At 41.4% G+C, this 23,892-nt stretch carries 22 protein-coding genes, 1 pseudogene and 1 riboswitch; of the genes and pseudogenes, 19 read left to right on the top strand and 4 right to left on the bottom strand.

Going from position 1 to position 23,892, the window contains the following annotated elements; translation table 11 throughout:
- The first annotated feature begins 8 nt into the window (after positions 1–8).
- Positions 9–1,196 (top strand): methyltransferase domain-containing protein, encoded by a 1,188-nt coding sequence (locus LQ216_RS06050; RefSeq protein ID WP_230127767.1) that lies wholly within the window; start codon positions 9–11, stop codon positions 1,194–1,196.
- A gap of 253 nt (positions 1,197–1,449) precedes the next feature.
- Here LQ216_RS06050 and LQ216_RS06055 read toward each other — a convergent pair whose 3' ends face one another.
- The 3 genes from LQ216_RS06055 to LQ216_RS06065 all read right to left on the bottom strand — a co-directional run bounded on the left by LQ216_RS06055 (position 1,450) and on the right by LQ216_RS06065 (position 6,048).
- The gene (locus tag LQ216_RS06055) at positions 1,450–3,003 is read right to left on the bottom strand and encodes an ABC-F family ATP-binding cassette domain-containing protein (RefSeq protein WP_230127770.1); all 1,554 of its coding nucleotides are present in this window, start codon (positions 3,001–3,003) and stop codon (positions 1,450–1,452) included.
- Between the two features lie 132 nt (positions 3,004–3,135).
- The gene (locus LQ216_RS06060) at positions 3,136–3,366 is read right to left on the bottom strand and encodes a hypothetical protein (protein ID WP_230127773.1); all 231 of its coding nucleotides are present in this window, start codon (positions 3,364–3,366) and stop codon (positions 3,136–3,138) included.
- A 492-nt stretch (positions 3,367–3,858) separates the two neighbouring features.
- Positions 3,859–6,048: a DNA topoisomerase III gene (locus LQ216_RS06065; protein ID WP_230127776.1), complete on the bottom strand. Its 2,190-nt coding sequence runs from the start codon at positions 6,046–6,048 to the stop codon at positions 3,859–3,861.
- A 395-nt stretch (positions 6,049–6,443) separates the two neighbouring features.
- Positions 6,444–6,628: riboswitch (cobalamin riboswitch) on the top strand.
- 189 nt (positions 6,629–6,817) lie between these two features.
- Between LQ216_RS06065 and LQ216_RS06070 the strand changes: the two genes are divergently transcribed.
- The 14 genes from LQ216_RS06070 to LQ216_RS06130 are packed head-to-tail and all read left to right on the top strand — an operon-like array spanning position 6,818 to position 17,918.
- Complete coding sequence (locus LQ216_RS06070; protein ID WP_230127778.1) at positions 6,818–7,783, top strand: ABC transporter substrate-binding protein; 966 nt, start codon at positions 6,818–6,820, stop codon at positions 7,781–7,783.
- Positions 7,784–7,829: 46 nt separating this feature from the next.
- Positions 7,830–8,804, top strand: coding sequence for an iron ABC transporter permease (locus tag LQ216_RS06075; RefSeq protein ID WP_230128286.1), 975 nt, complete (start codon positions 7,830–7,832; stop codon positions 8,802–8,804).
- Entirely contained in the window at positions 8,801–10,279 is a 1,479-nt protein-coding gene (locus tag LQ216_RS06080) for an adenosylcobinamide amidohydrolase (protein ID WP_230127781.1), read from the top strand. The genes LQ216_RS06075 and LQ216_RS06080 overlap by 4 nt, the downstream gene beginning before the upstream one ends.
- The gene (cbiB, locus tag LQ216_RS06085) at positions 10,276–11,049 is read left to right on the top strand and encodes an adenosylcobinamide-phosphate synthase CbiB (RefSeq protein WP_354958540.1); all 774 of its coding nucleotides are present in this window, start codon (positions 10,276–10,278) and stop codon (positions 11,047–11,049) included. The genes LQ216_RS06080 and cbiB overlap by 4 nt, the downstream gene beginning before the upstream one ends.
- Positions 10,980–11,243, top strand: coding sequence for a cobalamin biosynthesis protein (locus tag LQ216_RS20475; RefSeq protein WP_354958613.1), 264 nt, complete (start codon positions 10,980–10,982; stop codon positions 11,241–11,243). The genes cbiB and LQ216_RS20475 overlap by 70 nt, the downstream gene beginning before the upstream one ends.
- Positions 11,218–12,315: a threonine-phosphate decarboxylase CobD gene (gene cobD, locus LQ216_RS06090; RefSeq protein WP_230127784.1), complete on the top strand. Its 1,098-nt coding sequence runs from the start codon at positions 11,218–11,220 to the stop codon at positions 12,313–12,315. The genes LQ216_RS20475 and cobD overlap by 26 nt, the downstream gene beginning before the upstream one ends.
- Entirely contained in the window at positions 12,276–12,860 is a 585-nt protein-coding gene (locus LQ216_RS06095) for a bifunctional adenosylcobinamide kinase/adenosylcobinamide-phosphate guanylyltransferase (RefSeq protein WP_230127787.1), read from the top strand. The genes cobD and LQ216_RS06095 overlap by 40 nt, the downstream gene beginning before the upstream one ends.
- A complete protein-coding gene (locus LQ216_RS06100; protein ID WP_230127790.1) occupies positions 12,857–14,371 on the top strand; it encodes a cobyric acid synthase in 1,515 nt (504 codons plus the stop codon). The genes LQ216_RS06095 and LQ216_RS06100 overlap by 4 nt, the downstream gene beginning before the upstream one ends.
- A complete protein-coding gene (cobS, locus tag LQ216_RS06105; protein ID WP_230127793.1) occupies positions 14,353–15,159 on the top strand; it encodes an adenosylcobinamide-GDP ribazoletransferase in 807 nt (268 codons plus the stop codon). The genes LQ216_RS06100 and cobS overlap by 19 nt, the downstream gene beginning before the upstream one ends.
- On the top strand, positions 15,117–15,767 hold the full coding sequence (locus LQ216_RS06110) for a histidine phosphatase family protein (protein WP_230127796.1): 651 nt from the start codon (positions 15,117–15,119) through the stop codon (positions 15,765–15,767). Before cobS ends, LQ216_RS06110 begins: the two co-directional genes overlap by 43 nt.
- Positions 15,686–16,114, top strand: coding sequence for a bifunctional adenosylcobinamide kinase/adenosylcobinamide-phosphate guanylyltransferase (locus LQ216_RS06115; protein WP_230127799.1), 429 nt, complete (start codon positions 15,686–15,688; stop codon positions 16,112–16,114). Before LQ216_RS06110 ends, LQ216_RS06115 begins: the two co-directional genes overlap by 82 nt.
- 12 nt (positions 16,115–16,126) lie before the next feature.
- Positions 16,127–16,711, top strand: coding sequence for a cob(I)yrinic acid a,c-diamide adenosyltransferase (locus tag LQ216_RS06120; protein ID WP_230127802.1), 585 nt, complete (start codon positions 16,127–16,129; stop codon positions 16,709–16,711).
- Positions 16,708–17,205, top strand: coding sequence for an ECF transporter S component (locus LQ216_RS06125; RefSeq protein ID WP_354958544.1), 498 nt, complete (start codon positions 16,708–16,710; stop codon positions 17,203–17,205). The genes LQ216_RS06120 and LQ216_RS06125 overlap by 4 nt, the downstream gene beginning before the upstream one ends.
- On the top strand, positions 17,202–17,918 hold the full coding sequence (locus LQ216_RS06130; protein ID WP_230127804.1) for an ATP-binding protein: 717 nt from the start codon (positions 17,202–17,204) through the stop codon (positions 17,916–17,918). The genes LQ216_RS06125 and LQ216_RS06130 overlap by 4 nt, the downstream gene beginning before the upstream one ends.
- Before the next feature lie 508 nt (positions 17,919–18,426).
- Here the strand turns inward: LQ216_RS06130 and LQ216_RS06135 are convergent.
- Positions 18,427–19,203, bottom strand: coding sequence for a hypothetical protein (locus LQ216_RS06135; RefSeq protein WP_216824904.1), 777 nt, complete (start codon positions 19,201–19,203; stop codon positions 18,427–18,429).
- Positions 19,204–19,677: 474 nt separating this feature from the next.
- Here LQ216_RS06135 and LQ216_RS06140 point away from each other — a divergent pair, with 474 nt between their 5' ends.
- From LQ216_RS06140 to LQ216_RS06155, 4 genes and pseudogenes are all read left to right on the top strand, one after another.
- Positions 19,678–20,217 carry a sigma-70 family RNA polymerase sigma factor gene (locus LQ216_RS06140; RefSeq protein WP_230127807.1) on the top strand — a complete coding sequence of 180 codons (540 nt, stop codon included), beginning with the start codon at positions 19,678–19,680 and terminating at the stop codon, positions 20,215–20,217.
- A complete protein-coding gene (locus tag LQ216_RS06145) occupies positions 20,210–21,622 on the top strand; it encodes a DUF4179 domain-containing protein (protein WP_230127810.1) in 1,413 nt (470 codons plus the stop codon). The genes LQ216_RS06140 and LQ216_RS06145 overlap by 8 nt, the downstream gene beginning before the upstream one ends.
- A 556-nt stretch (positions 21,623–22,178) precedes the next feature.
- Positions 22,179–22,430 (top strand): annotated as a pseudogene (locus tag LQ216_RS06150) (YbaK/EbsC family protein); the annotation flags it as partial.
- A gap of 114 nt (positions 22,431–22,544) precedes the next feature.
- The gene (locus LQ216_RS06155; protein WP_230127813.1) at positions 22,545–23,777 is read left to right on the top strand and encodes a benzoate/H(+) symporter BenE family transporter; all 1,233 of its coding nucleotides are present in this window, start codon (positions 22,545–22,547) and stop codon (positions 23,775–23,777) included.
- The last annotated feature ends 115 nt before the right edge of the window (positions 23,778–23,892 follow it).

Here is a 23,892-nt window from a genome sequence, read left to right on the forward strand (position 1 = left end):
AGGATTTCATGAAAATAAGGTATCTTAATACAATCCTGACCGTAGGAACCTCACTCGAGCAAGGTAGCATCCCCTATCAATTTACGGGGGCTTCTGCACTTATCGCTCAAGGTGTAGAGATAAAAGAGTATTCAAGCATAACTGTGTCCGTACAATGGGATCTATTCAATGAGGCGCATCAGCTTTTTTCTGCCTATTCACCGTCAGAAACGGAAAGAAATCCGGGGCAGGTCGCTTTCCAATTTGAAGTTGACGGTATTCATGTTACGGTAAGCTGCTTATTCAATACAACGATTAAAACAGATCCTTATCGGATTTTAGTGAAAAATGAAGGAGTGGATATTTGGTGCCGTTCCCTCTACACGTACTTGTATGACAGGGTAATGGCAGCTTACAGTGACGAGATACATACATATCTGGAAAAGAAGCAGCACGGGTTTACCTCTCAAAATGAACAAGCCTGGAACCAAAATAACTATCAGGCCTTGATAAACCGGTATGGAACTCCTGAGGAGATTGCGGCAAAGATTAAAGAAAACCCAAAATGGAGGTTGCATCCGTTTTATAAATATCTTGGAGAAGTTTCCGGCAAAAAGGTTGCTCATCTTATGGGATCTAATGGGGTTAAGGCTGCCGCGCTCGCTTTATTGGGAGCAAAGGTTAAGGTTGTCGATTTCTCTAAGGAGAATTCTGCTTTCGCAATGGAGCTGGCAGCTGCTGCGGATGTTTCCATTGAGTATGTTATTTCTGACGTATTGTCTATGCCAAAAGAACAGATTACCGGGGATTTTGATATCGTTTTAATGGAGCTTGGCGTGCTTCATTATCTAATTGATCTCGAACCGCTTTTTGAAATCGTAAAACGGTTATTAAAACCGGGAGGAAGGTTCATCCTGCATGAGTTTCATCCAATTTCCACAAAATTAATAACCTCTGCCGGAAAGAAGCACAAAGTGACCGGGAATTATTTTGACCCGGCGATTGAGACCCATACTGTTGCGTTCTCCAAGCATATGCCCGGCGAGGATCAGAAACAGCTTGCCAAGGTTGCCCAAAGAAAATGGACGATCGGGGAGCTAGTTACGGCCGTGGGACAGGCTGGCCTGGTGATAAAGGTATTGGAGGAAGAACCGAATCATAAAATCCATGATATCGGATTGCCCAAAACATATACACTCGTTGCTGAAAATATATAAGTTGAATTTATGAAATTAAAGCTGTTGACCAATATATTTTGGCCCATTCATGTGAAACCCTGGTTTCACATGCCTTTCAGCAAAGCTGAAAGGTTGTTCCAACGGCATAGGTCGAGGAAAAAGCTCGCTTTCTCCTCGACCTATGCCGTTGGAACTTAAATGAGCCAAAAATCAACAATGCGTAATTCTTTAGGTCAATTCATATAGATAAAAAAGTCCATCTTCAATTTAGAAGATGGATTTTTTCATTAGGTTAGTTAATTTGGTTATACCATTCCTCGACATCCCATACCTTTGTAACCCAATCTTCATAAAAATCAGGCTCATGGCTGACAAGGACAATCGTACCTTTGTATGCTTTCATCGCACGCTTCAGCTCTTCTTTCGCGACAACATCTAAATGGTTTGTCGGTTCGTCAAATAACAACCAGTTGCTTTCATTAAGCATTAACTTACAAAGCCGGACTTTTGCCTGCTCCCCACCGCTTAGCTGGTTCAGCGGGCGGGTGATATGTTCATTTTTCAGCCCTACACTTGCGAGGATACCGCGGACCTTCGGCTGATCGAGATGAGGGAACGCATTCCAGACATCATCAATCGGAGTGATATTGTCTGCTTTGACTTCCTGTTCAAAGTAAGAAGGAAACAGAAAATCACCTAAGACAACTGAACCGCTTAATGGTGGAATTTTACCAAGAATCGTCTTGAGCAATGTCGACTTTCCGACTCCGTTGTATCCAACGATGGCAATTTTTTCACCACGCTCAATGTTCATGGTCAATTTAGGGAGAAGCGGGCGATCATAGCCTATTTCCAAATCCTCACCTTCAAAAACATAACGGCTACTCCCGCGTGATTCTTTAAAGTCAAATCTCGGCTTCATCGCTGTTTCAGGACGGTCGATCCGTTCCATGCGATTGAGCTGCTTCTGACGGCTCTTGGCCCGTCCAGTAGTCGAGTAGCGTGCTTTATTTTTAGAAATAAAATCTTCCTGCTTTTTAATGAATTCCTGTTGCTTTTCATATGCATTGATATGCTGGTTCTTATTAATCTCTGCTAATTCCAGGAATTTTTCGTAGGTCGCGGTATAGCGTGTCAGCTTGGAAAACTCGAGATGGAAAATGACATCGACGATACCGTTCATGAATTCCGTATCATGGGAAATTAAAAAGAAAGCATGAGGGTATTCTTTTAAATAATGGCTCAACCACCTAATATGCTCGACATCGAGAAAGTTCGTCGGCTCGTCCAATAACAGTACCTCGGGTTGTTCTAGCAGCAATTTCGCGAGTAAAACCTTAGTCCGCTGGCCGCCGCTTAGCGTTGAAACGTCCCGATCTAGTCCGATTGCATCAAGGCCGAGCCCGCGGGCTGCATCCTCGACTTTAATATCCAGGTTATAAAAGCCTCCTGCTTCCAGCTTATCCTGGATTTGTCCCATTTGTTCAAGAAGGTCTTCCAATTCCTCGGGAGTGGCTGTTGCCATCTTCTCCGTCACTTCATTGAGGGCTTTCTCTTGTTCATATAAAGCAAGAAAGGCATCGCGAAGCACATCGCGGATTGTTTTCCCTCTCGTTAGGACAGTATGCTGATCCAAATAACCATATGTTACGCCAGGTGTCCATTCGACACGGCCTGTGTCATGAATTAGCTCGCCTGTAATAATACTCATTAATGTTGATTTCCCGACACCATTTGCCCCGACCAATCCAACATGTTCCCCTGCCATCAGGCGAAAGGAAACATCCTTGAAAAGCGTACGGTCACCGAAACTGTGGCTTAATTTATCTATTGAAAGTAAGCTCATTTTACTTTGAACCTCCATTTGAATTGTAAAAAAAACATCTATTTCCCATCTTACTAAAATCTTTGATAGATTGCTATCATTCCATTACTGGAAACTCCGCGGGTCCCATGAAAAAAGCCACAAAAGTGGCTTTTAATTAAAAAAAATATATATAGCGGTTATTAAAAGAAAGGTAATGACTATAAAACCTATAATGAAATATCCGATATATCTTATTCCTTTAGGCTGCTTACTTATATCTAAGCTGTCCTTGTTATAAGCTCCACCTGATTCAATTCTCTGCAAGTCTTCTATAGGTGAATATATTTTCCCTTCTTCATAAACATATTCTTCGGTCGATTGCGTTTCATGAGTATTTTTCATTTGAAACACCGTCCCTTTTTTATTTAGTTTTTATTATCTGGTAGGTGCCATTTATTTATGTTAATAATACCAAAAATTACAAATGATTATAAGGTGAAAACTATCATAGGTGCGAATTTCTCTTAGATGTCTAACTTACAAATGAAAGTCTTAAAGAAACGTAGAGAACTCAGCAATGTTTCGACATATTTCTTGGGAAATATTTCGCAATAATTGCTCGAAAAATAAGGAGGGTTTTGTCTGGATATCGATATATGAATAAGTTGAAAATAAATAGTGTTAATCTAGGATTTTTTAAAAATGACATAAATAAAAGACTGCATATGACTCACTTTTGGGATGAATTATGTGCAGTCTTGTCTACAAATAAAGTATCAAACAATTAAATGTAATCTAATCCATTTAGGAATTATGGGGTTTGAAAAACTTTATATATGCTAATTTAATAAAAATAAAACGCATAGCAATCGCTTTGCGTTTTACTTTTTGTTTTTATTGATCCAATTTGAGTTTTTTTAAAGCTTCAGCTAGTGCATTGTTAACAGGTTCATCTTGTTTCTGTTGTTTTAAATATTTCTGTACGCTATGTTTATCAGCTTTTCCACTACCTTCTTTTTTACGTCTTGCTTCAAAAGCAGATAGCTTCTCACGATAGCCACACTTACATGTGAAGATTTGGCCGTCACCTTCGCCACGAAGTTCGAGTTTCTTCTTACATTGTGGGCAGCGAGCGTTTGTAACACGTGCTACGTTTTTACGATGACCACATTCACGATCTTGACACACAAGCATTTTGCCTTTTTTACCGTTTACCTCAAGCATTGGTTTTCCGCAATCTGGACAAGATTTTGTTGAGATATTGTCATGCTTATATTTTTTTTCGCTCGCTTTAATTTCAGCAACAATTGTCATTGTATGCTGTTTCATTTCATTGATGAATACTTCTTTCTTCAGCTTGCCGTTCGCAATTAGCTCCAGCTTCATTTCCCACTCAGCAGTAGTTGTTGGTGACTTCAACTCATTTGGTACAAGGTCTAATAACTGACGACCTTTAGATGTAATATGAATATCCTTGCCACGCTTTTCAATTAAGAATGAGTTGAATAACTTGTCGATAATGTCCGCACGTGTCGCTACTGTCCCTAATCCACCTGTTGACTTTAATGTTTCTGCTAGCTGCTTATTTTGAGTCTCCATGTACTTCGTAGGGTTTTCCATTGCCGATAGTAACGTCGCCTCATTAAAGCGTGCAGGGGGCTTTGTTTGACCAGATGTTTGAGCAATTAGTTTTACATTTAATGTGTCGCCTTTTTCGATACGAGGCAAGATTTGTTCTTTTACATCATCTGTTGCATCATCATCTTCAAATCGATTTTCATATACTTCCTTCCAACCACTTGAAAGAATTGTTTTTCCTTTTGCAACAAAGTTTTCATCACCAATTTTCGCACGAAGAGTCAATTGTTCGTATTCAAATGCTGGGAACAGCACTGCCAAGAAACGTTTCACCACTAAATCATAAATTTTACGCTCTTTATCCGTCATAGCTGATAAGTTCACATAACCTTCTGTTGGAATAATTGCATGGTGATCTGATACTTTACTATCATCAACAAACGATTTAGAGGTCAATATTTGCTTGTTTAAGACTTTATTTGTTAAAGAACGATATTCTCCAACTCCGCATGATTTTAATCGCTCTGGAAGTGTACTAACAATGTCTGAAGAAATGAAACGCGAATCCGTACGTGGATACGTTAACACTTTATGTTGCTCATATAGTTTTTGCATGATGTTTAGCGTTTCTTTTGCAGAATAGCCAAAAATTTTATTTGCATCACGTTGTAGTTCAGTTAAATCATAAAGACCAGGAGCAAATGTTTTCTTAGCTTTCTTTTCGATGTCTGTAACCGTTGCTTTAATATTATCTAATTTCTTAAACGTTGCTTCAATTTTTTCTTTATCGAAGCTACGTGAATTTCCTTTTGCGTCTTGCCAAGTCAATTTTAAATGATCAGCGGTTTGAGCTTCGATACCATAATACGTTTGCGCTTTGAAGTTTTTAATTTCATCTTCACGTGAGGCAATCATTGCGACAGTAGGTGTCTGTACACGGCCACAGTTTAATTGTGCGTTAAATCGAGTTGTTAGGGCACGTGTTGCATTTAAACCGATATACCAGTCAGCTTCTGAGCGTGCAACAGCCGCAGCATAAAGGTTTTCATAGTTCTTACCGGGTTTCAAATTGGCAAAACCATCTTTAATCGCTTTATCTGTTACTGAAGAAATCCATAAACGTTTAATCGGTTTATTCACGTTCGCTTTTTCAATAATCCAGCGTGCAACTAATTCTCCTTCTCTTCCCGCATCGGTAGCAACAATTATTTCATTTACATCGCTACGTGTTAGTTGCGATTTCACAGCATTGAACTGCTTACCAGTTTGCTTCATTACAACTAATTTCATACGCTCTGGCAACATTGGAAGGTCTACTAAATTCCATGTTTTATATTTATTATCGTAAATTTCTGGATCTGCGAGTGTCACTAAATGTCCTAATGCCCATGTGACAATATACTTGTCGCCCTCTAAAAATCCATTACCTTTTTTATTACACTTCAATACATTTGCAATATCACGTGCAACTGAAGGTTTTTCAGCGATTACCACACTTTTTACCATATATTCGTACTCCTTTACTAACTATGTACCGTCTAATATACCATAATTTAAAGGTGGAATTGCTTAGACCCACTTACTTAGCAGCGATATTCAATTCTACGTTCTAAATTTCATGTTAACTCCTAATATGAAACAACAAAACAAAGATGAACCAATCAATACAGCACTGGCAGAGGCGCTTGCCAAGCTAAAGCTTGATAAGTGAATGATCTTTTCAATATATAATGTGTCTAGCTCCAGCGCCTAGCCCCTCGAGGTGCCGCTCCAGAGCTTCCACACGATGTGGCAGACTTTAGTCGATGTGCGTTACTTGCAAGGCGCTTGCGCTTTTCTTGCAAAATTGTTGTCACTTCTTTTTTTATTCGTGTATAATCAGGGAAGCAGAAAAAATTTCATACATAGAAACGGAACTAGGTGTCTATTAGTAGACTTAAAAGGGAAGTTGGTGAAAAACCAACGCGGTCCCGCCACTGTAAATGGGAGTAAAACGGCAAATGACCACTGTATCGATTAGGATATGGGAAGGTGCCGTAAACGATGACCATAAGCCAGGAAACCTGCCTGTATCCGTGCACCAGTGAAACCTACGAGGATGGGGAGGTGTGTGGCGGCAGTTTAGGTGTAATTCTACTTAATTTTACTGGCCATACTAAAATCTCCAATATAAATTTGGAGATTTTTTTACGTTTAAGACTGGTTTCTGCGATGAAATGATAGTTACTCAGCAAGAACTATACAAGAATCACATTATGAATCTGGAGGAAGTACCATGAAAAAGTTGTATTCATTATTATTTTTAATTCTATTATCCATAGGGGTTTTAGCTGGTTGCGGCGATGACCAGGGCAAGGAAAGTAATTCAAATGAAAAAGCGAAAACGGAACAAGGTGCAGAAGCGGCATATCCGGTAAAGATTAAGGATGCCAGTGATCAAGAGGTTACGATTGAAGAAAAGCCTGAAAAGATTGTTTCACTGATTCCAAGCAACACGGAAATTGCTTTTAGTTTAGGGTTGGATGATGAGATCGTCGGAGTTTCCGATTTTGATAATTATCCAGAAGAAGCTATTAAAAAAGAGAAAATTGGCGGGCTGGAGTTCAACGTTGAAAAAGTGATCTCTTTACAACCAGATTTGGTGTTGGCTCATGCTTCTTCAGGAGATAGTGCAAAAGAAGGCCTTCAGCAGATAAAAGATGCCGGTATTGATGTTATTGTCGTAAACAACGCGCAAACCTTTGACCAAGCGTATGAATCTATCACAATGATTGGTACAGCGACGGGGGAGAAGGAAAACGCAGAAAAAATCGTAGCCGATTTGAAAGCGAAGTTCGAAGAAATAAAAACCGCAGCGGCCAAGATCCCGGAGGAAGATAGAAAAACGGCTTATATTGAGGTGTCAGCGGTGCCTGATATTTATACAACGGGCAAGAACACATTCATGGATGAAATGCTTCAGACTATCAATGCAAAGAATGCAGCCGGGGATCAAGAAGGTTGGGTTGCGATCGATCAGGAAGCGATCATCAAAGGAAACCCGGATACCATTATTTCACTATACGGACCTGATTCTATTAAACAAATTCAGACACGCGAAGGCTGGCAGAATCTGAACGCTGTCAAAAATGAGCAGATATTTGAAGTGAATCAAGATCTCGTGAGCAGGCCAGGACCAAGGCTTGCCGAAGGAGTAGAAGAATTTGCGAAAGCCGTATACCCTGATATCTTTAACAAATAATAAGTGGATTGCTTATTTACTTGCAACAATTTTCCTTATTTGTGCCATGGTCATTGGTATTTCGATCGGAACAGTCGCTGTTCCGATTTCTTACATATTAAAGATTATTGGACAGGAAGCGTTTCATCTTCCGGTTGCCGGGCAAATCGATCCGATGTATGCAACCATCGTCATGAATATCCGCCTGCCGAGGGTCATTTTAGCAGGATTGGTGGGGGCGTCTCTCGCGGTAGCCGGAGCCGCCTTTCAAGGCTTGCTGCGGAATCCGCTTGCCGACCCATATACTCTTGGTGTTTCGTCAGGTGCCTCGGTAGGCGCAGTCGTCACTCTTTTCTTCCAGATTTCATTGCCAGGCATAGGGTTGTATACATTGCCTCTTTTTAGCATCACGGCTGCATTTGTAACTATTTTTATTGTATTGCTGTTTGCCCGCAAGATAGACCGGTCCATGAAGGTTGAGACAATCATTTTAACGGGGATTATTTTCAGTTCGTTTTTAGGTGCTTTTATTTCCTTGATGATCGCCTTGACAGGAGACGAATTAAGACAGATTATCGGCTGGCTTCTCGGGAGCGTATCGATGAGGGGTTGGGAGTACATCCAAATCATGCTTCCTTTCTTTATCATTGGATCCTTGTTGCTTATAATCAGTTCCCGTGAATTGAATGCGATGTCCTTTGGCGAGGAGCAGGCGCAGCACTTAGGGGTTAATGTACAGAAAAGAAAGCTGCTCCTACTGTCGGCAGGCTCGATTTTGACAGGCGCAGCGGTTGCTGTTTCGGGCACCATCGGCTTTGTCGGTTTAGTCATCCCGCATTTGACAAGACTCCTATGGGGTCCGGACCATAAACACCTTCTTCCCCTTTCCATTTTAATAGGCGGAGGATTTTTGATACTTGCGGATCTTGTGGCCCGGACTGTGATTTCGCCTACTGAACTGCCAATCGGTGTTATTACAGCTCTTATTGGTGCACCGGTGTTCGCAGTCATTCTAGTGAAGAGAAGAGGTGAGCGGAGATGACAGAACTTCTTAGCATCCGTGATGTGACAGGCGGGTACAGTGAAGAAGCTGTGGTAAATGACATATCGTTTAATGTCCATCAGGGTGAATTATTCGGCGTTCTTGGTCCAAATGGGAGCGGGAAAACGACACTGCTTAAGATGATGAGTGGTATCTTGCCGTATGGGCAAGGGGAAATCACGGTAAAAGGAAAGAAAATAAAAGATCATACGGCCAAGGAGCTCGCAAAGATTGTTGCTGTGCTACCACAACATTCCGCCCAGTCATTTTCCTACACGGTCAAAGAAACCGTTTCTCTTGGCAGGTATGCCCATCAGCAGGGCTGGCTGCAAAGCTGGAGTGCAGAAGACGAAGATATCGTGAAAAAGGCAATGGCTCAGACACGAATCACGGCTTTTGGCGACCATTATTTAGACGAACTTTCTGGAGGAGAGAGACAGCGTGTTTTCCTTGCTCAGGCTCTCGCGCAAGAACCGGAAATATTGCTGCTCGATGAACCGACCAACCATCTCGATCTATCTTTTCAAAAAGAACTGCTCGACCAATTAAGACAATGGACGAAAGAACGGCAACTAACCGTTGTATCTATCTTTCATGATTTAAATCTGGCAGGTCTTTATTGCGATAGATTGCTGCTACTTGAAAAAGGGCGAATCAATCAAATCGGAACGCCGATCGAGGTTCTTCGGAAAGATAGAATTGAAACAGTTTATCATACCAGTATTGAAAGACTCGCACATCCAGCGATTCCGAAGCCGCAAATGGTTTTATTGCCTGAAGGAACTGGTGGTGACAGCACTAATATTGAGATAAACGAGCAATATCTGAAAGTGTCAGACGATATCATTCAACTAGTAGCGCCGATTCCGCTTAGAACGTTGTCTTCCGGTGTGACGGGTGCAGGGTTTAGCTGGCACCATACTTTCATAAACAGATATGTCGATCAAAACTATGATTGCAGCGACCACATTCAAGAAATGAAAGAGTATTTGCTCGCTCGCGGATTTGTTCCTGAAGAGACGGTAGGGATGATGACCGCAGTCAATTTGAATGATGTGGTTTTTCGGTTTTACCAGGAAGATGACATTTCGGTTTTCATCGTACTGACAGCAGGCACTGGGAATGCCGTCGATGCGACAAGCAACAAAAGGATAAGCTATAAACAAACTCCGGGTACCATCAATACTTGGATATTCATAAATGGTCGCCTGTCTGAAGCCGCCTTTGTCCAAAGTATGGTCACTGCTACAGAAGCAAAGGTAAAAGCATTGCTGGATTTTGGCATCAAAGATCCGGTAACAGGCACATATGCTACAGGGACGTCAACAGACAGTATTTTGATTGCTTCTATCCAACAAGGTAACGAGATTCAATATGCCGGGACGATCACACCGCTTGGTAACCTCATCAGTAAAGGGATATACGAATGCATGACAATTAGTCTCGAAAAATATAAAAACAGGCATTCATTATGATGGTTTTATATCATTTACTTGCTGTCACCCTTGCCTATTTACTGGATTTGCTGATCGGCGACCCGAAAAATTGGCCTCACCCCGTTAGATGGATGGGGGCACTTATTGGCTTTTTGGATAAGCGTTGGAATAAGGGCAGCTACAAAAAATGGATGGGCCTACTTATGACGGGTACTGTACTTATCACAGTGTTGCTTGTAACGTATGTAACTGTCTTTGTCATGTATTCACTGCATCCCGCTGCCGGTGTGCTTTTGGAAGCGATCCTGATTTCAACTGCGATTGCTCAAAGAAGCTTAAAGGAAGCAGCAATGGAAGTGTATCACCCGTTAAGCAACAGTGATTTAACTGAAGCGAGGGCAAAACTTTCTTATATAGTCGGGCGTGATACAGATAAGCTGGACGTGAGTGAAATTGTCCGCGGCACGGTTGAAACAGTGGCTGAAAATACGAGTGACGGGGTGACGGCTCCCCTGTTCTGGGGAACAATTGGCGGAGCCCCTTTCGCAATTGCCTACAGGGCAATCAATACATGCGACTCCATGGTCGGCTATCGAAACGAGAGGTACGGGCAATTTGGCTGGGCCTCTGCGAAACTGGATGATCTCGTAAATTGGGTTCCGAGCAGATTGACCGCATTCGCGATGTTAATAAGCATGAAATCAAAGGTTAATAGTTTTAGAGACTGCTGGAAGATTACCTGCGGGATGCCCCGAAGCATCCGAGCCCCAACAGCGGCTGGGGAGAAGCCGCAACAGCATCCATTTTAGGAATCCAGCTTGGTGGTGTGAATTATTATAAAGGCAGTATTTCGGACCGGGCCAGAATGGGAGCCCCTGTTATCAGCCTCAAATCCATTCATATTCAGAAATCAATTACGTTAATGCAGCGGGCATCGTTTGGCTTCATGTTGTTATTATGGATAGGAGGTATCAGCCTTGAAATGGCCCTCTCATGGATCTAACCCCCATTTACTTTATCAATCACTACAAATAACCAAACCTGAACATATCATTGACTTTAGCGCAAATATCAATCCGCTCGGCCCGCCTCCTGGATTAAAAAAGAAATGGCCGCAGTTATTTGAATTGGTGAAAGATTATCCCGACCCCAACGCTAGTTCGTTGATAAACCGTATTTCGATAAAAGAGAAGCTTCCGCAGGATACAATCTTAATGGGAAACGGGGGAGCGGAACTGATCACTCTTGTTGCCCGGTTTTTATCAGGAAAAAACGTTTTGATTATCGAGCCTGCATTTTCTGAATATGAACAAGCCTGTGAATCGGCGGGCTGCCGTTTGCGTTATCATATTCTCGAAGAAGGGAATTGGGAGCTCCGGCTCGAGCGGCTCCTTCCGCTTATCAAGGAAGCCGACGCCGTTTTTTTATGCACGCCTAATAACCCGACCGGAATTTCTTTTGAGCAACAATCCGTTTTACAGCTGCTGGAAGCATGCAAAAAGCATAATTGCTATACAATCATCGATGAAGCCTTCCATGATTTCCTGGAAGAGGGCTTTACGTATGCCTCCTGCATCGATGAATATCCCAATCTGATAATCCTCCGGTCTTTAACAAAAATGTATGCGATACCAGGATTAAGGCTGGGATACTTGCTCGCCAACCCGGACATTATCGACCAAATCAAAAAATTTCGCCCTCATTGGAGCGTGAACAGCCTTGCTCTTATCGCAGGTGAAATAAGCCTTGAGGATGAAAGACACGTGGAAAATACCAAACAATTAGTCAGCCAGCAACGGGAAACTCTGAAAAACTTCTATGAAAACAGTGGTTTCATTGTTTCAGATAGCAGCGTTAATTTTTATATAGTAAAAGATCGGTATGGATCAGATCTGCTGCCCCTAGTTCGGTTTTTGTTAAGAAACGGAATCGTGCCGCGGCATACATTCAACTTTCCTGGTTTAGACGGAAGATGGCTGAGGTTTGCCGTGAAAAATGAATGTGATAATCAAGGACTGATGGAGGTCTTAACACAATGGCGCAATCATCCCTCGTTTTTGTCTCAGGAGGAGTAAGGAGCGGCAAAAGTAGCTTTGCGGAGCAGCTTGCCATCAATCTCGCCAATCATCAAAATGGAACGTTATATTATATCGCTTGCGGACGTCCCGGCGACCCGGAAATGCAAGAGCGGATTGCTCAGCATAAAAGCGATAGGGAAAACGGGGCCGGAAATTGGATCACTCTAGAGTATCCGGTTGCGATAGAAGCGGCTGTACCGCTTTTAGACTCAAACAGTATCGTGCTGCTCGATTGTCTAACAACATTGTTAAATAATGAAATGTTCCCGTCTGCTTCAAATATGGATGAATGGGAAGACCCCGCCTTCCTGGCTTCGTTAAGAAAGAGGTTATTAGACGCTATTAAAGAAATAAGTAAGCATGCGGCATCCTTGATTGTCGTAAGCAATGAGGTACTTCATGCCCCGGTCATCGCTAAAGGGGTAAATCAAACCTATTCAAAAATGATTGGCAGCCTTCATCAGGAAATGGTGGCCATGTCTGACACTGCCTATTTAATGGAAGCTGGTTGCGCAGTGCTTATGAAGGGGGAAGTAGAATGAAAGGAATCATGATTCAAGGAACATCATCAGATGCCGGAAAAAGCTTTATTACAACTGTTTTTTGCAGGCTTCTGGCACAGGAAGGAATGAAGGTCGCCCCCTTTAAGTCGCAAAATATGTCCAATAATTCCTATGTAACCGTTGATGGATATGAAATCGGTAGGGCACAAGGCATTCAAGCCGAAGCGGCAAACACGGAAGCGACCATTTGGATGAACCCGATCCTTTTGAAGCCCAAATCTGATCAGAGCTCAGAGGTAGTCCTTTTTGGAAAGTCGCTCCGTACGCTATCAGGCATGTCATATCGAGTGAACTTCTATGAACAAGGAATCGAAGCGATCCGGCTTTCCCTTTCCAAACTCAAAGAAGAATATGAGGTGGTTGTTATGGAAGGGGCAGGCTCGCCTGTCGAGATTAACCTAAAAGATAGAGAGCTAGTGAATATGAAAGTCGCTGAGCTAGCTGATGTGCCGGTGATTCTTGTCGCGGATATTGAAAGAGGAGGGATATTTGCCAGTATTATCGGAACACTTGAACTGCTCACACCTTCTGAAAGAAAACGGGTCCGGGGAATTGTTGTGAATAAATTCAGAGGCGATATCCATTTGTTTGAAGATGGTGTTGTCTGGATCGAAGAGAAGACAGGGATTCCTGTTTTAGGGGTTATTCCCTATATAAGCGGGCATATGGTTGAAGGAGAAGATTCGCTTTCCTTGTCGGACCGGTTTTCAGCTTCTAAAAAGGCGCCGCTTGACCTGGCTGTGTTGAAGCTGCCATACATATCGAATTATACGGATTTCGAACCATTCCTATACGAGAAAGAGGTTTCCATCAGATGGGTGGAAGGAGCTTCAGATTTTGGAAAGCCGGATGCCTTGATCATTCCCGGGACAAAAAGCACGATTCAAGATTTGCGTTATTTGAAGAAAACGGGATTAGCCCAGAAGGTGATAGACTACTATCGTGACGGGGGTTCGATCATCGGAATCTGCGGCGGCTTTCAAATGCTCTGTGAACAATTGATAGATGATGAAGGCTCGGATACGGGTATGCCGCAAACGAAAGAAGAAGGCCTGTGCCTCGTACCCGCACAAACCATTTTCTCAACAGAGAAAAAGACCATCCGCTCAAAGGGAAGCCTGCATCCTGAAACAGGCGTAAAAGAAACTGTCCGGCTTGAAGGATATGAAATCCATTTAGGAGATACTGTGTGGAGAACGAGACAAAGAGAGTTACCGTTTATAATACTTGATTCAGGAGAAGCGGAAGGTTTTTATACGGAAAAAGGAAGGTTGATAGGGACCTATATGCATCATCTATTCCATAATGACGAATGGAGAACTTTGTGGCTGAATCGTCTCCGGGAGAAAAAGCATCTGCCATTAAGTAAGACAATCTACATGAATAAAGAGAAGTATAAGAATCTGGATAAAGCTGTGGAACAGATACGTCCTTTTTTAAACTGGGAAAAAGTGAAGGGGATTTTGAACGAATGGGGCCAGGAAAAATGAAAATATGGACCGGATTCCTCATCAATCTGCAATTTTTCACTATTCTTCCGGTGAAGAGGCAGTTGCCAATGGATAAAGAATACATAAATAAAACGTTCCACACCTTCCCGCTGCTGGGGCTGCTACAAGGAATGGTCTATGCAGTTTTATTATTTGTCCTATTAGAATGGACACCCTTATCTCCGCTTGCCGCAGCCTTTTTCCTTTGGCTGCTGACAATCATCATCACGGGTGGCCTTCACCTTGACGGCTGGATCGATGCAAGTGATGCTTATTTTTCCTACCGGGACATACCAAAGCGACTGGAAATCATGAGCGATCCAAGAACGGGTGCTTTTGGGGTTATTTCTGTCATTGTACTTCTAGGCAGCCGGATGCTCTTTCTCTATGAAATTATTCAAAATATCAAGCCATGGTCCTATAGTCTGATTATTATGGTTCCCTTCTTGGGCAGGACGGCCATGGGTCTTATTTTAGCCAAAATGCCATTGGCCAAAACGGATGGGTTGGCGGCCTTCTTTCAAGCGGCAGCGGGAAAGAACAGCACAGCGGTATATCCAGTATATTTAGCTTTGGCAGGGCTTGCCTTACTGTCCACAAACGTAACAAGCTTTTATTCATTCATCGTTCTTATAATCGTCTTAATTTTTTCAATGCTTTTTTTAAAAAGGAAGATTATAAAATGGTTTGGCGGAATCACAGGTGATGTGAACGGTGCTTCCGTTGAAGGAGTTGAATTAATACTGTGGATGACAATCTGGTTATTACATTATTTCGTCACGGACTGACGGTTGCGAATGAAAGAAAAGCCTATCTCGGCTGGTCTGATTCGCCGCTAAGCAGGAAAGGCAAGGCCCAGCTTTGCCCATTGGTGATGGATGCTCCATTGGTTTTTTCCAGCGATTTAAAAAGGTGTACAGATACGGCAGCGATCCTGTTCCCTGAGAAACCCGTCCAGCAAATAAAGGAGTTCAGGGAGCTTCACTTTGGAGAATGGGAAGGAAAGACATATGAGGATTTATTGGAAGATCGCGACTATAAAAAATGGCTCGAGGACCCCCTTGCAGTAATACCTCCAAACGGAGAAGGCTTTGATCAGTTTGCAGACCGAGTCCAGCGCGGCTGGAAATCAGTCAAAGAGCAAATGGCTGAACAGGGGATTAAACGGGCTGCGATTGTGACACACGGAGGAGTTATCCGATATCTGTTAATGAAATATGCTCCGGTGGAAAAGCCATTTTGGGAATGGGGCATCCCACACGGAAATGGGTGGGAAATGAATTTCCATACGGAAGACTTTAGGAGGGATGGAAGGTGCACTTTGTTACGGGAGGCGCTTATAACGGCAAATCCAAGTGGGTCAAGGAATATTATCAAAGAAAAGGGAAAGTGTTAAATGCATATAATGGCGATATCCTTCCTGTCGATTTAACTGTCCTTGATAGCAATATTCTCGTAATAGAAGGAATCGAACAGTTCCTTAAAGAAGACTGTAAGGTATTGGATGCGCATACTTGCAGGGAAATCTGGAGAAAAAGGCTCAAGGAATGGAAAATATGGGAGGCGAGCGGCAGAAAGCGCCTGGTCGTTATTATCGGGGCGGACATTACAAAAGGGATTGTACCGCTTGCGCAAGCAGATAGAAAATGGCGGGATATGACTGGCTGGGTCTATCAGGATATTTCTTCAAATGCTGATAGAGTAGATGTGATTTGGTACGGGTTGAATAGGCAAATCAAATAAGGAGGAATCGGCATGAAATTATATACACGGACCGGGGATAAAGGAAAAACAAGCATTATAGGGGGAAGGGTTGATAAGGACGATATCCGCGTCGAAGCATACGGAACCGTTGATGAAATAAATTGCTTTGTCGGTCAGGCGATTCTAGAACTAGATTCATCCGTTTTTGAAGATGTCCTGGAAGACCTGGAACGAATTCAACATGAACTGTTCGACTGTGGCGGTGATCTTGCCTCAATTTCCGAAAAGCGTCCGTTAAAGCTGACTGAAGAAGCAGTCTCTGTTTTGGAAAGCAGGATAGACACTTTCATTAAGGAAGCTCCGGAGCTTGAACGTTTTATTTTACCAGGGGGGACGAAGCCTGCTGCTTCCATCCATATTGCGAGAACCGTAACGAGGCGTGCAGAGCGGCTGACCGTTTCGCTAATGAAAGAGGATGAAAATACCTCACCTGCAGCCTTGCAATATTTAAATAGATTGTCTGATTATTTCTTCGCGCTTGCACGAGTGATTAATTTTCGGTTAGGTGTGAAAGATGTGGAATATGCGAGAAGTGCGAAAGTATTTAGGGATGGAAAAAGAAAAGAGGATAAATGATGTTTGCCAGAAAACTAAGCTGGTCGGCAATCTTTATTGCCCTCTCCGCTGTCGGGTCCTTCATCAAGCTTCCTGCCATTATAGGAACGGTTGCCTTGGATAGCTTTCCTGCCCTGCTTGCTTCTGTGTTATTGGGACCTTTATTCGGCGCGGTCATTGCAGGAGCCGGCCATATTATTTCGGCCATTTTAGGCGGCATGCCCCTTGGGCCCTTTCACTTCTTAATTATGGTTGAAATGGCTGTTTTGGTATGGGGATATGGTCGCCTATATCGAACGAAAAAGCAAAAAAGTGCTGCATTCTTTTTCTTGGTTGGTAATGCATTAATAGCACCGCTTCCTTTTATGACGCTGATCAGTCCTGCCTTTTATACAGCACTGCTGCCTTCTTTGCTTACGGGAACAATTATTAATCTGGCACTTGCCCATCTGTTGACCCCAAGACTTCATCCCGTTGTGAAAAAGATACTGCCTCAAAAGGAAGTAAACGAATGAGAGATCCATTATATGTCCCGTTCAATGACCAAGTTTTGATTATAGCAACCGACAATAGCGGGGGAATCGGCATGAAGGAAAAGGATCTCGTGAAGGTCCCCTATCATGTTGTTTCCTATTATTCCTTTCGGGTCGCGGTCATGGAATGCATGGCAGCTGGGGGATTCCCGGTTTCCATCGTCATGCAGAACTTTTGTGGGGAATCGGTATGGGAGGAGCTGAAAGAGGGAATCCAGGAGGGCTTGGATGAATTGGGACTGGATATCCCTATTACCGGAAGCACAGAAACCAATATGGAACTGCTTCAGTCTGCATTGGGATTGAGTGTGCTTGGGACTGGCGGCAAATCAGCGTCAACGGAAGCGCTGCCTTTGCAGGAGGCTAATTTGGCTGTTATCGGCAAACCGTTGGTAGGTGCTGAAGTGGTCGAAGAATCGCGATCCATCGCTCCGCTGCAGTTGTTTAAACAGCTTTGGCAAAATGAAAGAGTCACGATCTTGCCAGTCGGTTCAAAAGGAATAGCCGATGAACTATGCAGGTTTTTACCAGGCATAAAAATCGAAAACATAGAAAACATAGGAATCAAACTGGATTTACATAAGTCTGCAGGTCCATCCACTTGTTTTATCATTTCCTATCCAGCGGATTTGGAACAGGAGATTCAAGAGATAAGCGGTAATTTTTTCAACAAAATAACACTGTCCGGCCATTGAACGCCTACCGCATGAAGGAATGTCGAATACGGATTCTCGTCTGATACATCGAGCCATGTATCTTTTATGGATTTTACGTGGCTTTCTTTGCTCTGATGATTTCCTCTCCAGCTTCCAGCTCGTTTATCATTCGTTGCTTCTTTACACTGTGTTTTAGGACATGTATATGTGACACCTGAAAATATAGATTTTATTTCTCTGACAAAACTATCCCAAAAGGTCTACCCTATTGGAAGTGTTGCTTTTGAATCATGTTTGAGTAAATTGATTCTAATAACCTTGATAAACGAACAAAAAGAAAGAGCGTGTTTGAAAAAAAGATTGATCAAAAACACGCTCTTAATATATTTAATTGGATCATTCTTTATAAAAAAGTTTGATCATTTCTGTGATCCTTCCTCAATTAAAGCGCCCTTTAACCGAAGAAAGCCAACCGTGCACATACAAGAATTATTGAAACTTTTTCGGATGAAAATATTCAACCGAATAAAATAACGATTATTTTTTATTATAATTCTGCAAATATTAATTTTGCATCATCTGAAGAAGAACCATGGTCAGTATTATCGTAAGAAATTGAAATAACTTCACCTTCTTTTAAGCTGACAACTACATCATCATTAGTAGCAGTAAACATTTGATCTCTGCTCTGACCATTTTCATCGTTATATATTGTAATTTTCCATCCTAAATTCTCAAATTCAGGATTTAATTTAACATTAGTTGAAAGTTTATAATCTCCAGGCATGATATCTCTTCCAACTATAAACTCACCTATACCTAATTCATTAGAAGGTTCAACCTTTTCAGGTACTGCATTAAATTTAACTTTAGAAATATCGCTAAATTCAAGAGTATCACCTTCAAAAAGTATCATTCGTATTTTTGAAGGATATCCTCCAGTATTTTCTTTTGCTCCTCCAACCCAATTTATGAATAACGAAGAAACAGAAGAACGGTCACCAAATATATTTCCAGAACCTCCTGTGATTTCTAAATCATAAATACCAGGTGTAACTTCTTCATTTTCGCCAATTACTATATTGCCTGTAACATAAAGCTCTTCTGTTTGGGTAGAAAGTGTTGCAAGTTGATTCAAAATATCCAGAGGTGCATTTTTCTCTTCGGGTTTATCCTCTGTAGTGTTTTCAACTTTGTGTACTTTGTTTTTAGTATCTTCTGTAGATCCACTTGAGTCATTTCCACAAGCTGATAATAAGATAATAGATGAGAGAAACAACCCTATAATAATGTTTCTTTTATTAGTGATTTTGATAGAATTCATAATACTACTCCTCTGATTTTCGCTCAATTATTTTTTAAAAATATCAAATATAATATGGGTTAACCAGTTTTATTAAAACTGATATTTAAAGAAGGGCAAGCCATAACAACTATAAAGCAAATAAACTTTCAAATCATAGTTAAAGTTAAACCGTCACCTAATCTTATACCTGCAGCAAAACCACTTCCGTTGAACTTTCGCTCTTTTCAAAGATAATTATCAACCTCCAACCTTACTTTGTTAAATATAGCCGCATTGTACAATATTTACATAATCTATTATACAAAATCTTGGTCCTATTGTGGCACGGTTGTTTTCCATTAACGCGCCCGATTGCGGAATATCGATATACGTGTTATTGGTACGTTTTCTTACATGGTAATCTATTTAAAGGGTTAATTAAATTTATTTTTTATTTTTGAAACTTTTTCTGAAGATATATTCCACTAATAGTTGAAAGGGGTTGAAAGAAAGATGGAGTCTGGGAATGATAAGCTGGTAATAAAAGCAATTAGAGGCAATAAAAAAGCCTTTGAACAACTTATCAAGCAGCACTATGAACAAATCTACCGAACTGCTTATCTTTATGTACATAACGAAGAGGATGCATTGGATGTGGTTCAAGAGACGACATATCAAGCTTATTTGAGTATTCACGCTTTAAAGCAACCGGAATACTTTATGACTTGGCTTACCAAGATCATTATCCGATGTTCTGGTCATATTCTCAAAAGAAGAAATAATATTGTGCCACTAACAGACGAAGTGTTGTCTAATTTATCGGTAACAGATCATTCGGACCAAGATGAGGCAATAAATCTTTTGAATGCTATTGGACAGTTAAAAGAGAATTATCGAACCGCCATTATTTTATTTTACTACTATGATTATTCTATTAAAACCATTAGCGAAGTTATGGAGATTCCCGAAGGAACTGTCAAAACTTATTTAAGCAGGGGGAAAGCTAATTTAAAAAAGTCTTATAAAGAAAAGGGGGACAAGTGTCATGGATAAAAAGGAAGTAAAAAGTGCAATTGATAAAATAGTTGTACCAAAAGAAAAAATATTTAACGCCATTGATAAAGGCTTAAAAATGTCAGGACAAGAGGGAAAAACAAAGAAAAAGACAGTTCTTGCAGGTTCAGCTGTTGCCGTTGCTCTTCTTGGAATAACTGTCACCTCTGGTTTTATTAATCCTACAATGAACAAAGTATTAGCGAATGCACCCTTAATTGGCGGAATCTTTAAAGACTTTGACGATTCAATGGGTGTAGAATTGGCCAATCAGGATGCAGTTACAGAATTAAATCAATCTTTAACAAAAAATGGAGTCACTGTAAAACTAACCAGCGCCTACTTTGATGGAAATGTGGTGTCAATCACAGGATTTGTAGATGAAGATGTTGAAAAAGGGGGGAACGAAAAAGGGGAAGTAAGCTTTGATATGAACTTCGAAAACTATAAAGGGGATCATGACCCGTGGCTACGTGGAAGGTCAAATAACATTAAGAAAGTGGAAGATGGATATAACTTCCAATGGAAAATGGAATATCCATATAAATCAATTAAGGAGAATTTTACTCTTCCCATAACGATTCATAATATCAACGGGATAAAAGGTGAATGGAATTTTGATATTCCAATTCAACAAGAAAAAAATCGTACACTTGTTATTAATCAGGAGCAGGGATACCCAGAAGATGAGGTCAAAGTCCGTATAAAGGAGATTCTTACCGCAAAAACGTCTTCTTCGCTTATTTATGAGACCGTGGAGAAATACAAGGGCGATGATATTGATATAAAAGTAGTTGATAATAAAGGGAAAATGTATACGTTTGGAAACCCAACAATTATTGAGGAATCGAAACAAGAAGATGGATATCATAGTACCGTGAGAAGAGAAATGACTAAGCTGAATTCAGATATTACATCACTTACCTTTTATCCTTCGTTATCAGCAGCAGATCCAAAAGTACAACAGCTTTTGAATATAAAATCTTTCACCTTAAAAAGCACACGGTTCAATTTAGGCTTGCAGGTAAACGATGTTACTCAAAAAGGTGGGAAATTGGCAATAGATTATCAACTTACAGGGCTTCCGAAGAATTTGAGTAAAGGTAAACTTGAAACAATTAACCATAATTTAGAATACCTATTCTGGTTGGTTGATAAGGAATATTTAACCAAGATTGACCCAGAAAATCCGTGGCCTCCTAAAAACCACGGTATTCCCTTTAATAAAGTAAAAATGATTGATAAGGCAACGCTACACTTCCAATCCACATTCGATTTGAATGGAGAAGAAAAAATAAAGAACTTAAAGCTGGAAAATACAATCCTGCAGTTCGATTTTTCAAGCTTTGTCCCATCTGAGGATTTACAACCATTTACTGTTGACCTTCCAATGGTGAATAAATAAACTCATCAGCATCCTATATGTTGCCATATACACTCTGGACATATGGAATACTGCTCACTTTTCGTGAGGAAAGAGGCAAATAAAGAATGAAGCAGTGAACTATGCCTCCCGGCAATCAGGGGGGCTTTTACTTTTATTCCGTTAGATGGCCCGTTTGTTGAATACAACAAGACCTACACCCTTTATTTTTCGTATAAGAATATAAAAGAAAAAAATGTATCTATCTAAAACTATCTCAATTATCCCATTATTTCCTAATTTCAAGCAACAACGCTCTTCCATTAAATTTAATTGAATACATTTAAAAGAAAACCCCTATATTTATACAGAGATTTATCAAACTTTGTTCTATTATCAATCTTTTTTATAAATTATCGAACTTTTTTACAAATGATCAAACTTTCTTTTAAATCTACAGGAACAATAAAAAATACCTCCCGGCAATCCGGAAGGTATCATTGCAAAAATGTGGCAATCTTATTTAAACATTCCTCCACGATTGCATCGTGAGCTGTGTCATTGATTGTGAGGCCCTTGGCTCGCCGGTCACAATTTAGCCAAAGCTGCCGGTGAGAAAAAGATTGAAATGCTTCCCGTCAAGGACTTGCAAAAATGGACAGGCTATATCCGGGGCGGCTGCTCACCAATCGGGATGAAGAAGCTTTACCCGACATATGTTGACGAAAGTGCTTTGAAGCTGGATACGTTGACTGTCAGCGGCGGGAAAGTCGGAATCCAGGTGGAGCTAAAGCCGGCGGGATTAATCAAGGCAATTGAAGCAAAATTTTTAGGGTTAATTAAAGTATAAATCGCTCTTTATCGAAATTGGGAACCGAGGCAGTAATGAAGCATCTTGACAAAAAACCATTCTTGTCCCAAATATAATAGGTATTCATACATCGGGGAAACGGGAGTGGATCAGATGGAAATGCAAGAAAAGCATGAAGGACGACAAAGGGTTTCCAACACAAAAGGGGAATCCGATCGAAGGCATCTGTTCCGGGATGTAACGGGCCAAAATATATCTTCTGGTCTCATTTCAAGTACATTGGTCATGACTGGCCCAGCATTAATTATTTTAGAAGCAGCTGATTCAGGACGGTTTACGGAGCAACAGACAGTCGATTGGATGTTTGCCGTATATTTCTTCGGCGGACTCTTCGGCATACTTATGTCGATGTTGTACAAAATTCCGATCACAGGAGGCCATTCCATATCCGGTGTCGCTTTTTTGGCAACGATGACTTCCCAATTTACATACGAACAGTTGATTGGCGGATATGTTATATCAGGGCTGTTGATTTTTCTCGTTGGTATATCCGGCCTTTTTACAAGAATCATTAAATGGGTTCCAAAGGAAATTATTTCGGCAATGCTCGCAGGACTGGTAACGGGTTATGTTGTTCAACTCGTTCCATCTATAAAGGAATTGCCAATGGTTGGAGGAGCGGCTCTCGTCAGTTTTTTAATTTTCACGAAGTATAGCAGGCGTTTTCCACCTGTCATGATGGCGGTTGTGGTAGCTTTCCTTGCTTTATTATGGACACAGGGTCTGAACATGGTGCCTGCGGAGACCGCTTTTTACCTGCCATCCGTTCAAACACCGGAATTCACTTGGATGGGGGCACTGACACTGGCCCTGCCTCTTGCTATGCTGATCCTGAGCAATGATGCCGCACCTGGAATCGGTGCACTGAAAAGCTCGAATTTTGAGCCGCCTATTCGCAAAATCGTTTCGCTTAGCGGTGGTTTTTCTATTTTTGCGGGCTTTTTCGGAGGGCAAAGTGCAAATATCGCCGGAATGATGACGGCGATTTGTGCCGGTCCGGATTCAGGCCCTAAATCAAAGCGGTATATGGCTTCTTTTGTATCCGGGGTCGTACTTTTATTGTTCGGAGCTTTTGCCTGGACGATTGTTCCGTTCATACAAGGTTTGCCGCAGGCTTTTGTTGCCCTGCTGGCAGGATTTGCTTTGATCGGCGTCCTTCACTCCAGCCTGCAAATGGGCTTTGCCGGAAGTCAATATAAATTAAGCGCGCTGGCCGCGTTTGTCATTGCGATGTCAAACGTATCCTTTCTCCATATTAGTTCCCCGGTATGGGCACTTTTAATTGGAGCGGTCATTGCCCGGACGGTAGAAAAAAAGAGTCCTTAATATATAGTTTCCTGTTCCAATCCCCTTCCCATTTGACATAGGCATTCACCCATAAAGGGGGTGATGCATATACTAATGGTTGAAGCGATCCTTAGCATTTCAAAAAAGGAGTGTT

The sequence above is a fragment of the Bacillus sp. CECT 9360 genome (assembly GCF_918741275.1).
Lineage (GTDB): Bacteria > Bacillota > Bacilli > Bacillales > DSM-1321 > Peribacillus.